The sequence below is a fragment of the Streptomyces sp. NPDC005811 genome (assembly GCF_040630405.1).
In the GTDB taxonomy this organism is placed as follows: Bacteria; Actinomycetota; Actinomycetes; order Streptomycetales; family Streptomycetaceae; genus Streptomyces.
The window spans coordinates 35729-50937 of sequence record NZ_JBEXXK010000025.1 but is presented as its reverse complement, the minus strand read 5'-3'; the positions used below and the strand labels follow the sequence as shown (position 1 = coordinate 50937).

Annotated in this window: 12 protein-coding genes; 6 read left to right on the top strand and 6 right to left on the bottom strand. The window is 71.8% G+C overall.

The annotated features are described in order from the left end of the window. The first annotated feature begins 12 nt into the window (after positions 1–12). Positions 13–732, top strand: coding sequence for a universal stress protein (locus ABZ490_RS26190; protein WP_358994513.1), 720 nt, complete (start codon positions 13–15; stop codon positions 730–732). A 195-nt stretch (positions 733–927) separates the two neighbouring features. On the opposite strand, the gene ABZ490_RS26185 is transcribed toward ABZ490_RS26190, so the two are convergent. From ABZ490_RS26185 to ABZ490_RS26160, 6 genes are all read right to left on the bottom strand, one after another. Continuing rightward, positions 928–2961, bottom strand: coding sequence for an FAD-dependent oxidoreductase (locus ABZ490_RS26185; RefSeq protein WP_358994509.1), 2034 nt, complete (start codon positions 2959–2961; stop codon positions 928–930). A gap of 37 nt (positions 2962–2998) precedes the next feature. Continuing rightward, positions 2999–4510 (bottom strand): aminobutyraldehyde dehydrogenase, encoded by a 1512-nt coding sequence (locus ABZ490_RS26180; protein WP_358994507.1) that lies wholly within the window; start codon positions 4508–4510, stop codon positions 2999–3001. After that, a complete protein-coding gene (locus ABZ490_RS26175) occupies positions 4494–5513 on the bottom strand; it encodes an ornithine cyclodeaminase family protein (RefSeq protein ID WP_358994504.1) in 1020 nt (339 codons plus the stop codon). The genes ABZ490_RS26180 and ABZ490_RS26175 overlap by 17 nt, the downstream gene beginning before the upstream one ends. Positions 5514–5534: 21 nt before the next feature. Further along, on the bottom strand, positions 5535–6434 hold the full coding sequence (locus ABZ490_RS26170; RefSeq protein WP_358994501.1) for a dihydrodipicolinate synthase family protein: 900 nt from the start codon (positions 6432–6434) through the stop codon (positions 5535–5537). A 114-nt stretch (positions 6435–6548) separates the two neighbouring features. Then, positions 6549–7937 carry an NAD(P)/FAD-dependent oxidoreductase gene (locus tag ABZ490_RS26165; RefSeq protein WP_358994498.1) on the bottom strand — a complete coding sequence of 463 codons (1389 nt, stop codon included), beginning with the start codon at positions 7935–7937 and terminating at the stop codon, positions 6549–6551. A gap of 73 nt (positions 7938–8010) precedes the next feature. Then, positions 8011–9378: an MFS transporter gene (locus tag ABZ490_RS26160; protein ID WP_358994495.1), complete on the bottom strand. Its 1368-nt coding sequence runs from the start codon at positions 9376–9378 to the stop codon at positions 8011–8013. Positions 9379–9604: 226 nt separating this feature from the next. Here ABZ490_RS26160 and ABZ490_RS26155 point away from each other — a divergent pair, with 226 nt between their 5' ends. From ABZ490_RS26155 to ABZ490_RS26135, 5 genes are all read left to right on the top strand, one after another. Then, on the top strand, positions 9605–11503 hold the full coding sequence (locus ABZ490_RS26155) for a helix-turn-helix domain-containing protein (RefSeq protein WP_358994491.1): 1899 nt from the start codon (positions 9605–9607) through the stop codon (positions 11501–11503). 47 nt (positions 11504–11550) lie between these two features. Next, a complete protein-coding gene (locus tag ABZ490_RS26150) occupies positions 11551–12222 on the top strand; it encodes a GntR family transcriptional regulator (RefSeq protein ID WP_358994488.1) in 672 nt (223 codons plus the stop codon). A 237-nt stretch (positions 12223–12459) separates the two neighbouring features. Next, positions 12460–13398 (top strand): ABC transporter substrate-binding protein, encoded by a 939-nt coding sequence (locus tag ABZ490_RS26145; protein WP_358994485.1) that lies wholly within the window; start codon positions 12460–12462, stop codon positions 13396–13398. A gap of 16 nt (positions 13399–13414) precedes the next feature. Continuing rightward, positions 13415–14371 (top strand): amino acid ABC transporter permease, encoded by a 957-nt coding sequence (locus tag ABZ490_RS26140; RefSeq protein WP_358994482.1) that lies wholly within the window; start codon positions 13415–13417, stop codon positions 14369–14371. Continuing rightward, positions 14368–15174: an amino acid ABC transporter ATP-binding protein gene (locus ABZ490_RS26135; RefSeq protein WP_358994479.1), complete on the top strand. Its 807-nt coding sequence runs from the start codon at positions 14368–14370 to the stop codon at positions 15172–15174. Before ABZ490_RS26140 ends, ABZ490_RS26135 begins: the two co-directional genes overlap by 4 nt. The last annotated feature ends 35 nt before the right edge of the window (positions 15175–15209 follow it).

Below are 15209 nucleotides of genomic sequence, written 5' to 3'. Positions count from 1 at the left end.
GAGAGGCCGACCGTGAGGGAACCCGTGGTGCTCGCGTGTGTGGACCGGTCGGCTCGCGGCCGTTCCGCGGCCGAGTGGGCCGAAGGCGAGGCCCGTCTGCGCTCTCTGCCGCTGCGTATCGTCGCCGGTCCGCCGTCGGACGCGATGCCGGCGAAGATGATCGTGTGCGGAGTCCCGAGCCGGGCCGACACCGCCGGCCGGCCACCCGGCCCCTCCCGCCTGCCGCCGGCCGTCGTCTCCTCGGACCGTCCGCTCGTGCTCGTCCCGGACGGCGCCCCGTCCCCGCACGGCTCCGGGAAAGTAGTGCTCGGGGTGGACGCGCGAGCCCCTTCCGGCGGTGCGATCGACTTCGCCTTCGACAGCGCCCGCGTGCACGGAGCACGGCTGCACGTGGTGCACGCCTGGTCGCTACCGCCCGCTGCGGCCAGGTGGCCGTTCGGCGTGCCGGAGAAGGAGCGAGCGGAACTGGAGGACCACGAGGTGCAGCTCCTGGCCGACGCGCTGCGTCCGTGGCGTGGAGACCGTCCGGAGGTGCCGGTGCTGGAGGACGTGCTCCTCCTCGCTCCGGCCGAGGCGCTGCTGCACCATGCCGGAAGGGCCGCGCTGGTCGTGGTGGGCCGCGCGCCCGGCGCGGACTGGGGCGAGGTCGTGGGGACCCTGCTGCGCGAGGCGCCCTGCCCGGTCGCCGTCGTACCCGCGCGGCCGACGGTTCGAGGCCGCCCGCGCGGGTGACCGAGCCGCCGTCGTGCTCGTACGGCGGTGATGTTGCCGACCCTGCGGGCGGTGCGCATCTCGGGCGTGCAGGCGTCGAAGACACCGTCGTCGCGGTCTTGCGGTAGGTGCCGAAGACCTTCGTGACGAAGGGCTCGGGGGCGTAGCCGTACGCCCTGAGTCCCGGTCGGTCCAGCCGGGCGCGGGAATCGCGGCTCAGATCGTCCGGCAGAGGCGGGCCGCGTCCAGCATCGCCGCGTGGACGTTCCTGCTCGCCACCGCGTCACCGATACGGAACAGCCGGAACGCGCCGTTCTCGTTGCGGACCGTCGACTGGGGCCTGCGGGCGAGGAGTTCGGTCAGGTCGACGGCTCCGAGGTTGGTCGAGGAGGCGAGCAGTTCGTCGTAGAGCTCCTGGACGGGGGTGGTGCCCATCTCGGCGACGACGGCGTCGACCGTACGACGCTCGCGGAACGCGAAGCCGTCCACGCCGAGTTCCACTTCCAGGCCCTCCGGGGTCCTCTCGACCCGGTGCAGCCGCCGCAGGACGGTGGTCCGGACGCCGTTCTCCGCGAGGGAGTGGAAGTAGCCGGATGCGGTGAGCGCGCCGACGTCGGGGGAGAGCGTCCGCTCGGGTGTGACGATCTCGACGGTGGCGCCCAGCGCCGCCAGGGCCTCCACGGCGTCGAGCGCCTGGTTGCCTCCGTGGTCGTCGTAGACCATCACCCGTCCCCGCGGCCGTCGTGCCCCGGCGAGCACGTCCCAGGTGTCGTCGACCAGGCCGGCTCCGGGGATCCGGGGTGCGGCGGGGGTGCCGCCGGTCGCGACGATCACGACGTCCCATGGCCGGCCGAGGAGGGTCGGGGCGTCGACGTAGGTGTTCAGCGCGATGGGGACGCCGAGGCGGGCCAGCTCGTCGACGCGCCAGTCGACGATGCCGCGCAGGTCGCGTCGGCGCGGCGCCAGGGACGCCAGCAGCAGCTGTCCGCCCACCTGGTGCGCGGCCTCGAAGAGACGCACGTCGTGGCCGCGTTCGGCGAGGACGCGGGAGGCTTCCAGGCCGGCGGGTCCGGCTCCGACGACCGCCACGCGGCGCGGGGTGGCGGAGCGGTCGATGCGCTGCGGCACCTCCAGCTCCCGGCCCGTGGAAGGGTTGTGCATGCAGTACGCCGCGCCCGAGGCGTAGATGCCGTCGATGCACAGGGTGGCGCCGACGCAGGGGCGGATGCGGTCCGTGTGGCCGTCGCGGACCTTGTTGGGCAGTTCGGGGTCGGCCATCAGCGCCCGGGTCATGCCGACGAGGTCGAGCAGGCCCTCGGCGACGGCGTACCGCGCGGTGGCGACGTCGCCGATCCGGGCGGCGTGCATGACCGGGACGGAGAGCTTCTGTCTGATCCGTCCGGCGAACTCCAGGTGCGGGGAGGCCGGGGTGGACATCGGCGGGATGGTGCGGGCCAGGTCGGCGTCGGTGGCGATCGAGCCCTTGACGATGCTGATGAAGTCGACACCGGCGGCCGTGATGTCCTCGGCGATGCGCAGCGCCTCGGGTGTCTCCAGGCCGCCCTCGCGCTCCTCGTCGAAGGACATGCGGGCACCGATGACGAAGTCCGGTCCGACCGCCGCCCGTACGGCCCGGACGACCTGGAGCGGGTAGCGCATTCGGTTCTCGTACGAGCCGCCGTACTCGTCGTCGCGGTGGTTCCAGTACGGCGTCCAGAACGCGTCCAGCAGATGGCCCCAGGCCATGAGTTCGACGCCGTCCAGGCCGGCGGACCGGCAGCGTTGCGCGGCGGAGACGAAGTCGTCGAGCACACGGTCCAGGTCCCACGGCTCGGCCGCCTTGGTGAACGCGCGGTGCGCGGGTTCACGGACGGCGCTCGCCGAGATGGCCGGGAGCCACTGGTCGGTGTAGTTGCTGGTGCGGTGGCCGAGATGGGTGAGCTGGGTCATCACGGCCGCGCCCTGCTCGTGGACCTCGTCGGCGAGGCGGCGCAGCCAGGGCTCCGCCTCGTCCTTCCAGAGCTGGAGGTTGCCGAAGGCGGGCGCGCTGTCCCGGCCGACCAGCGCGCTGCCCCCGATCATGGTCAGTCCGACGCCGCCCCGGGCCTTCTCCACGTGGTAGGCGCGGTAGCGGTCCTTGGGCAGGCCGTCCTCGCTGTAGGCCGGTTCGTGGGACGTGCTCACGATGCGGTTGCGCAGCGTCAGGTTCTTCAGGACGAAGGGGCTCATCAGGGGGTCGTCGACGGTCATCCCATGCCTCCGGGGCGCGCGGCCGTTCGTTCGGGGATCAGCGCTCGTGGTTGTGCATGACGTGCTTGGTGCGGGAGTAGTCGTCCAGGGCGTAGAGCGACAGGTCGCGGCCGTAGCCGGAGCCCTTGAAGCCGCCCCAGGGGACCTCGCTGGCCAGCACCAGGTGCGAGTTGACCCAGACGGTGCCGAAGTCGAGGCGGGCGGCGATGTCGTGGCTGCGGCGGGCGTTCTCGGTCCACACCGATGCGGAGAGGCCGAGCGGGACGTCGTTGGCGCGCCGTACGGCTTCGTCCTCGTCGGTGAAGGTCTCGACGGTGATCACGGGTCCGAAGATCTCCTCGCGGGCGGCCTCGGCGCCTTCGGGGACGTCGACCAGGACGGTCGGGGCGACGAAGTAGCCGGGCCCGTCCAGCGCCCCACCGCCCGTCGCCACCCGGACGCCTTCCTTCCTCGCCCGCTCCAGGTACCCGGTGACCCGGTCGAAGTGCGCCTTGGAGACCATCGGGCCGACCTCGACGTCCTCGCCCGCCTGGGGCTCACCCACGACCAACGCCCGTACCTCACCGACGAGTTGCTCGACGAACCGCTCGGCGACGGAGGCGTGGACGAGGACGCGGCAGGCGGCGCCGCACTCCTGGCCGGAGTTCCAGAAGCCCGCGACGCGCAACGCCGAGGCGGCCGCGGTGAGATCGGCGTCCGGGAAGACGACGACCGGTGCCTTGCCGCCGAGTTCGAGGTGGACGCGCTTGAGGGAGTCCGCCGCGGCCCGGGCCACGGCGCGGCCGCTGTTCACCGAACCGGTCAGGGCGATCATGTTCACGTCCGGGTGCTCGGCGAGCCGGGCGCCCACGACCGCGCCGTGGCCGTTGACCACGTTCAGCACACCGGCCGGGAGGAGGTCGGCGACGAGTTCGGCGAACTTGAGGGTGGTGAGCGGGGTCTGCTCGGACGGCTTGAGGACCAGGGTGTTGCCCGCGGCGAGGATGGGGGCGATCTTCCAGACCGCCATGAGCAGGGGGTAGTTCCACGGGGTGACGACGCCGATCACACCGAGCGGTTCGCGCAGGATGACCGAGAGGTGGTTCTCGGCGTAGTCGCCCGCGGCCAGGGAGGTGGTCGCGCGCACCGCGCCGGCCATGAAGCGGAACGTGTCGACGGCCTGCCCGACGTCGTCCGTCGACACCGCGAGCGGCTTGCCGGTGTTCGCCGACTCCAGCCTGCTCAGGAGGTCGGCGTGGTCGGCCACCCGGTCGGCGATGGCGTGCAGCGCTTCGGAGCGCTCCCGGGGAAGCAGCCCCGCCCACCGGCTCTTCGCCGCCTGCGCGGCGGCGACCGCCCGGTCGACGTCCTCGGCGGTGCCCTCGGGGATCCGGGCGATGACGTTCTCCGTACACGGGTCGACGACATCGATGACGCGGTCGGTCGATCCCGCCACGAAGGCCCCGTCGACGAAGTGCCGGGCCGGAGGAAGGTCGGCCGCGCCGATGAGCGGCGACGCCGGTGCCGCGCGTCGGACGGCGGCCGTCGTGAGGTCAGCGGAAGCGGTCATGATCGGTGACTCCTTGGGCGTGGTCGTGTGGGTGGGCCGGCCGGTCGGCACGCCGGCCGACGCCGCGTTCCTCGGCCCGCTGGTGGATGTGCCAGGCCGCTGCCGCGTCCTGGACGCCGAGGCCGGCGCTGAGGTACGTGACGAGGTCGTCGTCGCTTCGGCGGCCGGTGGCCGTGCCGGTCAGGACATGGCCGAGTTCGAGCAGGTCGATGTCGGTCTCCGCCCGGGCGGCGACGACCGGGCCGCAGGTGTGGCGTGCCGTCGGCCCGTGGTCGACGACGACCCGGCGGCTGGCGCGCAGGACGTCGGGCCCGATCTCGCAGCGGTGCCGTTCGAAGGATCCGACGGTCACGACCGTGGCACCGGGCGCCAGTTGGTGCGCGGAGAACAGCGGCTCGGTGGCGAGGGTCGCGCAGACGACGACGTCCGCCCGGGCGAGCGCGTCGCTCAGCGAGTCCACCGGTTCGACGTCGTGTCCCTGCGCGCGCAGCCGACCGACGGAGGTGTCCAGCGAGGACCGGCGCGGTGACCACATGCCGGTCCAGGCGTAGGCCTGCTGCTGTGACAGTGCCGCGAGGTGCGCGCGCCCCTGGACGCCGGATCCCAGGACGAGGAGCCTGGCCGCCCCGCGCCGGGCCAGCGCGCCGACCGCGACCGCGCTCGCGGCGGCCGTGCGCAGTGTGGTGAGCGCGGTGCCGTCCATGACGGCCAGCGGGACACCGGTGTGCGGGTCGAGCACGGTGACCACGGCGTTGACGGTCGGCCACCGCGTGCCCGCGTTGCCGGGGCTGACGCTCCCGAACTTGCAGACGGGGCCGCTCGTACGGTCCAGGCGCGCGGCGTAGCAGAAGACGGTGTCGGGGTCGTCGGCGTGGCTGCCGATGATCTTCTCGGGCTGCCATGCCTCGCCCCGCGCGAGGGCGACGAACGCCGCTCGTTGCGAGGCGATCGCGGTGTCGAGGTCGAACAGGGTCCGGACGTCGTGCCCGTCGAGGAATCTCATGGCCGCCGCGCCGTCCGTCCGTCAGTTCGCCGCGGTCGGCTCGGGCAGCGCCTCGACGAGGGCGGTGATCCGGGCGGTGGTGGCCGCGTCGAGGCCGAGCAGCGGTTCGCGGGGCTCGCCGGCCGGGATCCCTGCCGCGTTCAGTCCGGCCTTGACCGCCTGGATGAACGGGGCGGTCATGATCGCGTCGAGGAGCGGGTAGATGCGGTTCCACTCGGCCCGTGCGCGGTCGAGGTCGCCGGCGCGCAACGCCCGGTGGATGGAGACCAGATGGGCCGGCATGACGTTCGCGGTGCCGGCCATGACCCCGGCCGCGCCCTCGGAGATCGCCTGGAGGAGGAGGCTGTCCCAGCCGACGAAGGTGGAGATGACGTCGCCGTGGTGGTGGATCAGCTGACCGGCCTGGGCCATGTCGGCGCTGGTGTCCTTGATGTACTGGATGTTCTCGACCTCGCGGGCGAGCCTGCCGACGATGTCCGGGGTGAGGTTGACGCCGGTGGCGCCGGGCAGGTTGTAGAGCATGACCGGGATGTCCACGGAGTCCGCGACGCTGCGCAGGTAGTGGAGCGTCTCGTCGAGGGTGAGCGGCTCGTAGTAGGGGGCGACCACCATCAGGACGGAGGCGCCGGCGGCCTCCGCGTGGCGGGACAGTTCGACCGCTTCCCTGGTGCTGAGCGCGCCGGTCTGGGCGACGACGGGGACCCGTCCGGCCGTCTGGTCGATCACGGTCTCGACGACCAGGCGCCGTTCGGCTCCGCTCATCGCCGCGAACTCGCCGGTGGAGCCGCAGGCGACGACACCGTCGACCCCGCCGTCGATGCCGCGGTCGACGACGCGGCGCAGGATCTTCTCGTCGATCCGTCCGTCCGGCGCGAAGGGGGTGGCGAGTGCGGTCAGGACGCCGCTCAGCTGTGCCGACATGGTGGAGTCTCCTCAGGTGACGCTGTAGGGGGCGGCGGAGCCGTCGGAGCTCCGGCCATGGTTCTCGGGGAGGGCGGGGAGGGGTGGCGACCCGCTCCGTGACGACGCGCTCCGTTACGACGCGCTCCGCGCCGGCGTCGGGGTGCGCGCGGCGGTCTGGCGGTCGGTGGCCAGCAGGCTGCGGACCTCCTGGGCGGCGCTCAGACCGGTCTGGATCGCGGTCTCGGTGTAGAGGGTGCCGAGGTAGTCGCCGGCCAGGAACACCCGGCCGCTGTGCCGGGTCAGGGTCCGCTGGAGCTTTCCGCGGCCGGGGAAGCAGTACGGCGCTCCCGTGGGCCAGCGCTGGATCTCGGCCTCGACGACGTGGTCGGCGAAGCCGGGCAGGACCTGGTCGAGGTCGTCGAGGTAGATCCGGCGGATCTTGTCGTCGTCGTGCTCCAGCAGTTCGCGGGCGAGGCTGCCGGGCGAGAAGGTCATGATGCTGCTGCCGGGGCGGCGCTCGGCGGAGTAGCCGTGGACGACGTTCGACATGTTGAGGGCGACGTTGAAGGACCGCTTCGGGGTGGCGATGCCGTAGGCGTCGTCCCAGACCTGGCGGCCGGTCTCGTCGCTGAGGAACGCGGCGCTGACATAGGGCCCGTAGACGATCTTCGACAGGGCCTCGCGGACGTCCCGGTCGAGGTCGACGGCGATCCGGTGGCTGACGGTCGCGGGGGTGGCGAGGACGACGTAACGGGCCTCGACCTCCTGCTCGACGCCGTCCTGGCGGTAGCGGACGACGACCGAGTCCTTCTTGTGGACGATCTCGTCGACGGCCGCGTCGAGCCGCACCCGGTCCGGCAGGGACGCGGCGATGGACTCGGTGAGGGTGGACGCACCGCCGAGGATGCTCTGGGAGAGGCCTCCGCCGATGCCCCAGACCAGGCTGAAGTAGCCGACGCCGGCGCCCGCCGAGAGCTGGTCCATGTCCGCGGAGGAGCGGGTCACCGTCGGCTTGAACAGCGCTTCGGCGTCCTCGGGCAGGTCGCCGATGAAGTCCTGGAAGGAGCGGTCGTTCATGAAGTCGTAGATCCGCTGCTGGTGCTGTGCCGCGGTCTCGCCGCGCCGCCGCTGCACGATCCGGGCGTAACGGGCCACGTGCAGCGCGACCTTCGTGCCTGCCTTGACCATGCCGACCCGTGACTGCGTGGACATCGGGATGCGGAAGGGGTACGTCTCCACGCGGCCCTTGAGCAGCAGCTTGCCGTTCATCGACAGGCCGGCCAGCGAGCCGGGCACGGGGACCGACTCCACGCCGGTGTTGCCGAGCAGCCACGCGGTCGCGGACGTCCCGCCGGCGTAGACGTGGCCGCCCCAGTTCATCCAGTGCGGACCCCGGCGCTCGGAGCGGATGCGTCCGCCGACCCGTCCCTCCGATTCCAGGAGGAGCGTGTCCCAGTGCCGTAGCCGCCAGCCGGCGGCCAGGCCCGCGATGCCGCCTCCGACGATCACGACGTCTTTCATGGGTGAACCTCCTACGGGTGTGAGGGTGAGAACCGCCGGGCCTCCGGCGGTGGGCGGGGTGCGGCCGGGCGGGTCAGACGCCCGCGGTGCGGACGACCGGCTCGGACCTCGGGGTGAGTGCGGCGGCCTCGTGCAGGGCCATGCCGCGCGTCTCGGGCGCCCAGAGCACGGAGACGACGGCGCCGACGGCGTTGATCGCGGCGGCCGCGAGCATGGTGCCGCCGATGCCCCAGCCGGTCAGGGCCATCGGGACGAGGTACGTGCCGACGGCGGCGCCGATCCGGCTGGCCGAGGAGGCGAGTCCGACGGCGGAGCCGCGCACCTCGGTCGGGAACAGTTCGTTCGGGTAGATCCACTGGAGGATCTGGGTGCCGCCGATGATCACGGCGTACAGGGCGAACAGGACCATGATCACGGCCGCGGGGGCGTCGGGGAAGACGCCGAGGAGCAGCAGCGCGAGGCCCGACCAGACGAAGCTGTGGATGACCAGCGGACGCCGGCCGATGCGGTTCACGCCGAGCAGCGCGATCACACAGCCGATCAGGAACATGACGGTGATCAGGGCGGACCCGACATTGGCCAGCGAGCCCTCCAGCTCGAGCGCGCCGAGGATCTTCGGGCCGAAGGCGTAGATGGCGAAGAGCGGGACGATGGAACAGGTCCAGAAGACGGAGATGTAGAGCATCCGTCCGCCGTATCCGGCGCGCAGGATCGCCTTGAGGTCGACGTTCTCGCGCCCCTCCTGCTCGTCGGGCAGGTCGGCGATCGTCGCCTCGGGGCCGTACACCTTCTTCAGGACGGCCTCGGCCTCCTCGACGCGTCCCTTGTTCGCCAGCCAGCGCGGGGACTCGGGGGTGCCGAGGCGCAGCAGCACGATGACCGTGGCGGGCAGCGCGGCACTGGCCAGCATCCACCGCCAGCCGTCGTCGCCGGTCTGCAGGAGCAGCTCGCCCACGATGTAGGCCACGGCGGCGCCGACGAACCACATCACGACCAGGCCGCCCAGCAGGGGACCGCGGTAGCGGCGCGGGGTGAACTCGGCGAGCAGCGAGGTCGCGATCGGGTAGTCCGCGCCGACCGCCATGCCGATGAGCAGGCGCAGCACGAACAGCCACACCGGGTCGGTGGCCCAGAACTGGGCTACGGAACAGCCGATGATGGCGATGAGGTCGATCGTGTAGAGGACCTGCCGGCCGAACCGGTCCGTGAGGTAGCCGCCCACGAAGGCGCCGAGGAAGATCCCGATGAGCGCGGACGCGCCGATCAGTCCCTCGGCGGAGGAGGACAGATCCAGCTGCGGGGTGATCTGCACCATGGCGACGCCGATGATGCTCAGGACGTAGCCGTCGAGGAACGGCCCCCCGGAGGAGTACAGCGCCAGTTTCTTGTGGAAGCGCGACAGGGGCGCGTCATCCACCCTGTTGCCTGCGGTTACGGTCATCACAGCCTCCGGGAGCGGAACCCGGGCATGCCTGTTTCAGGGTAGGCCCGGGCCAGATCGGGGTTTGATGTGCTGGGGCGAGAACTCGCGGTGTCATGGGGACGCCGGCGGCGTGACCACCGGATGGCAACGAAGTATGTGAAGGCCGGGGGCGGCCAACAATGCCCCGGGTGCCGCACCCCGCCCGGGGGTGTCTTCGAGTCAGAAGTTCGGCTACGGTTCCCGCATGTCCGGCCGTCCCCGTGATGCCGTCGTCCTCAGCGAGGACGAACGCACCGCTCTCCTGCTGTGGACCCGCAGCCGCACCTGCTCCCAGGCCCGCGCCCTGCGTGCCCGGATCGTGCTGGCCTGCGCGGAGGAACCCACCAACACCGCCGTCGCCGAACGCCTCGGCGTCTCCCGCGACATGGTGACGACCTGGCGTGCCCGTTTCCTCGCCGACCGGCTGGCCGGCCTGGACGAGCGGCCCCGCCCCGGCCGTCCGCCCACGGCCGACGACGACGCCGTCGCGCACGTCCTCGTCCGCACGCTCACCCCGCCGCCGTCCGGCGCCCGGCGCGGCTGGTCGACCCGCTCGATGGCGGCCGAGACCGGTCTCAGCCAGTCCACGGTGAGCCGGATCTGGCGTACCTACCGCACCCAGCCGGGCGAGCGGGCCGCGGCGGGGCCGCGCCGGGCCTGGTCCCTGCCGGGGCACGCCGACGAGGTGATCGGGCTGTTCGTCGCCCCGCCGGTGTGCGTGCTCGCCGTGACGGGCCGGGCCGGGCGCGGGGGTGCCGGGCGCGGCGCGGCCACGGCCGCCGCGAGCACCGCGACCGCCGCGGGCCGGCTGTTCGGACCCGACCGTGAGGCCGCCCATGTCCTCTCCGTGGCCTGCGCCTTCGCGGCGCTGCGGGGCAGGCGGCCCCTCGGGGCGGACGATCCCGTGCTGCACGCGTTCGTGGAGCAGGTCGGTGCGGCGGCCGGTGCCGGGGCGAGCGTGCATCTGCTGGCCCACGGCGTGCCGCAGGACTGGCCCGGTGGCCCCGACAGCCCCGACGGGCCCGACGGCCCCGACCGGCCCGATCCGGCCGGGCCCCCGGCACCCCGCTGGCACCACGCGCCCGGCGCCGAGGCCTGGACCGAGGAGGCGCACCGCTTCCTGGCCGCGGACGACCGGCTCCCCCATGAGGCGTCGTCCCCCCTGCCGCGCCTCCGGGACGCCCTGCTGACCTGGTCCACCACCTGGACGCCGTCCGCCGCGCCGTTCGCCCGGGTCGCCGCCCCGCGGCCGTCGTACGCCACCCCGGCCATCTGCGGCCCTGGCAACGACTCGTTCGACGCGGAACCGCGCGCACTCGGCGAGGCGGTCCCGGGCACGGGCGGGCAGAGCGCCGCTCCCGGTGCCCCGAACACGACCGATCCGGTCGTCGGCCTGCTGCGTGAAGCGCTCCTCACCGGCGGCCACCGGTCCGGCGACCGCATCCGGGAGACCCCGCTCGCGGTGCGCCTCGACCTCTCCCGCCGGAGCGTGCGCGCGGGTCTGCACGCCCTGGTCGAGGAGGGCATGCTCGATCTGCTGCCGGGCGGGGCGACCGCGATCCCGGCGGTCACGGCGAAGGACGTCCTGGATCTCTACGCCCTGCGGGCCAGCCTGGGCGCGCTGCTCATGCGCCGGATCGCGATGCTGGGCCGCGAGAATCTCGCTCCGGCCACGGCGGCACTGGCGGAGGTCCGGGCGGCCGCGCGGGACAACGACCCGCTGCGGATCCGGGAGGTGGACCTGCGCTACCAGGACGCGCTCGCGCGGATCGCGGACCTGCCGCAGGCCGCCGGTACCTTCGAGCGGCTCACGGCTCGGCTGCGGATGTTCGTGACGGTCCTCGACATGGACTACAGCCAGGCCTGCGACACCATCGCCGACGAGGACACCGCCGTCCACGAGGCGCTGCTCGCCGCCGAGGGGAACGAGGCGGCCCGGCTGTGGCGGGTCAAGATCGAGCGCTGCGTCCGCTACATGATCGCCCAGCTGTCCGAGGACGACGTCGCCCCGTACCTGTGGACGACGCTGGCGGGCAGGCCCCGTATGCGTCCGGCGGATCTGCGGGGAGCCGACACCGCGGGAAGCCGCAACCCTATGATGTGATCACAGGTGTTCCGAGGGCTTCCACGGGTCGGGAAGGAGTCGTGCGCATGTCCAAGCGGATCGAGCCGGCGGCCTCGCTGACCGACCAGGTGTACGCCGTGCTGCACGAGGCGATCACCACCGGCGAGTACCCGCCCGGCTACCGCCTGCGCATCCGCGACATCGCCGCCGAGGTGGGCACCAGCGTGATGCCGGTGCGCGAGGCGATCCGGCGCCTGGAGGAGTCCGGCTTCGCCGAACGGGTGCCGCACAAGGGCTCGGTGGTGAAGGGCCTGCACCTCGCCGAACTGCTGCACGTCTACGAGACCCGCCGCCTCCTGGAGGTCGAGGCCGCGCGTCGCGGTGCCGCGCTGATCGGCAAGGAGGACGTCGCCCGCATGCGCCGGGAGTACGACCTGATGCGCCGGGCCCTCGTCGACGGCGCCGTCGTCCCCTACCTCGATCACGACGAGGCCCTGCTCGCCATCCTCTACGAGGCGAGCGGCAACCCGGTGATGGTCAACATCATCCGCACCCTCTGGCAGCACTGCCGCGCCTACAAGATCGTCGGCGCCCGGGGATCCCTCGACACCCCGCACCACGACATCCTGTGGCACTACCAGGAACGCCTGGTCGAGGCGGTCGACAGGAACGACGTCGAGGCGGCCGTCGCGGCCAACGACGAGTCGATCCTCGCCGCCTCCGACCGGATCAAGGCGCAGCTCGAAGCCCTGCGCTGACCTTCGCGATCTTCGCCATCGCTCCCGCGCGCTGTCGCGTTTTTTACCTAATCGGTATTCCCGCAGGTCACGGCCGGTGCCGAACATAACGAAGTAAAAAGATCTGTGATCACATCTTGTCAGGCCTGGTTCCAGGTGCCAAGTTACGAGCCACCACCGAGCCCTGGGTCGTTCGCGAGCAAGGTCCTGTTGCTGCCGATCCGCTCTGGTCCATCACCCCTCAGTCAAGGGAGAGTCATGACACGTGTGCGCGTTTCACGGCTGATTCGTCTCGGATCGATCGTCGGATCCATCGCCCTGATCGGGTCGACCGCCGCCTGCGGTTCGTCCGCCACGGAGTCCGGGGGGTCCGCCGGGTCCGGGGCGGCGAAGGCGTCGGCGAAGGTCGGCTCGATAGCCGCCATGGTCCCCAAGTCGATCGCCTCGAAGGGGACGTTGACCATCGCGGCGGCCACCTACCCGCCCGCGGTGATCGAGCCCTCCAACGGGGCCGCCCCCACCGGCTGGGACGTCGAGAACGTGCGGCAGATCGCCGCGGTCCTGGGCCTGAAGGTGAACGTCAGGATCGTGCCGTTCAACGGCATCATCGCCGGCCTCCAGGCAGGCCGTTACGACGCCGCGACCGGGGAGATCTACGCGACGGACGAGCGCCTGGAGACGGTCACGTTCGTCACCAACCACTCCTCGGACGACGCCCTCATGGTGCCCGCCGGCAGCAAGATCACCAGCGCCTCGGCCGACACCGACCTGTGCGGTCTCACCGTGGCCGCGTCGCTCGGCTCCGCGGAGGCCGCGCTGGCCCAGAAGGTCGCCGGCGAGTGCAAGAGCGCGGGCAAGGACACGCTCACCGTCAAGACCTTCGATTCGCAGGCGAACGTCAACCTCGCCCTGCGCGGCGGCCGGGTCGATGCGGCGGTGAGCAGCGCGAGCCAGATCGCCTATGTCATGAGCCAGTCCAAGAACCAGTTCAAGCTGGTCGACCTGCCCTGGGCCCCGAAGTACAAGACCGGACTGGTGCTGCCCCGCAACGCCGACACGGCGAAGTTCGCCGAGGCGGTCAGAGTGGCCACCGATCATCTGATCAGAAACGGCCGGCTGAAGAAGATCCTCGACCAGTGGAACGGCGGCAAGGGTCTGATCCAGGGCGCCGAGATCCTCCCGACCTCCACCGGCTGAGCGGGGTGCGACGACCGTGAAAGCTGCTGCCACCCTGGACTCCACCCATGTGGACCCCTCGGCCGTGCCCCCCTCGGACATCGTGCCGATGCGCCACCGGGGCCGGCGTCTGACCGCCCTGCTCGTCCTCCTCGTCGCGGCGGACCTGACCTACTCCGTGACCACCAACGACAACTTCGACTGGCCGACCGTCGGGCAGTACCTGTTCCACCCCGAGATCATGAAGGGCCTGGGCACCACGCTGATCCTCACGGCGGTGTCCATGACCCTCGGCATCGTCCTCGGCATCGTGCTCGCCGCCTGCCGGATGTCGGAGAACCGGGTGCTGTCGTACCTGTCCGGCGCCTACCTGTGGTTCTTCCGGGGCACACCGCTCCTCGTCCAGCTGATCTTCTGGTTCAACCTCTCGGCCCTCTACCCGAGACTCTCGCTCAGCGTGCCGTTCGGCGGTCCCGAGCTCCTCGGCGCACCCACCAACAGCGTGCTCACGCTGTGGCCCGTGGCCATCATCGGCCTGACCCTCAACGAGTCGGCCTACATGGCGGAGATCGTGCGCGGCGGCCTGCTCTCCGTACCGAGGCACCAGACGGAAGCGGCCCTCGCCCTCGGCATGAACCGGTGGCTGACCTTCTACCGGGTCGTCCTCCCCCAGGCCCTGCGGGTCATCGTCCCGCCCACCGGCAACCAGGTCATCGGCATGCTGAAGCACACCTCGCTGGTGAGCATCATCGCCCTCGCCGACCTGCTGTACTCGGCCCAGCTGATCTACTCGCAGAACTTCCGCACGATCCCGCTGCTCGTCGTGATCTCCCTCTGGTACCTGCTGTGCACCACGGTGCTCTCCTACGCCCAGAGCCACATCGAGCGTCACTACGGACGCGGCGTCCAGGTCGCCGCGCACCGGCCGGGCGGATTCGCGCGGCTGCGGTCGCTCACCTCCCGCCGTGCCGAAAGGACCGTGACGCGCCGATGAACACGACAGAGCCCGCATCCCCCGCCGGCGGCACCACGACGGCCGGCCCGATCGTCCGGATCATCGACCTCCACAAGAGCTTCGGCGCCGTCGAAGTCCTCAAGGGCGTCGACCTGGAGGTGCACCGCGGCCAGGTGGTCGTCCTCCTGGGACGGTCCGGTTCCGGCAAGAGCACGCTGCTGCGGTGCATCAACCACCTCGAACGGCCCTCCAGCGGCACGGTCGTCGTCGAGGGCCAGGTGATCGGCCACCGCGTCAAGGGCGGCAAGCTGCACGAACTGCCGCCCTCGGCCATCGCCCGGCAGCGCACCAGGACCGGCATGGTCTTCCAGTCGTACCACCTCTTCCCGCACATGACGGTGCTGGAGAACCTCATCGAGGCACCGCGCCGGGTCAAGCGGGTCGACAAGGCCACGGCGACCGCGGACGCCCGGCAGGCGCTGGAGGAGGTGGGCATGGCCCACAAGGCCGACGTCTACCCGAGCACCCTCTCCGGCGGCCAGCAGCAGCGCGTCGCGATCGCCCGCGCCCTGGTCATGAAGCCCGGCGTCATGCTCTTCGACGAGCCGACCTCCGCCCTCGACCCCGAGCTGGTCGGTGAGGTGCTGGGCGTCATGAAACGGCTGGCCACCACCGGTATGACGATGATCGTGGTCACCCACGAGATCGGCTTCGCCCGCGGCGTCGCCGACCAGGTCGTCTTCATGTCGGAGGGCCGGCTCGTCGAACAGGGCCCGCCGTCCCAGGTCATCGACGCCCCCGTCCACGAGGCCACCCGCACCTTCATCGACAGCATCCTGTGAGACGGCCGGCGGCGCGCGGCGTGGTATCGCGGGTG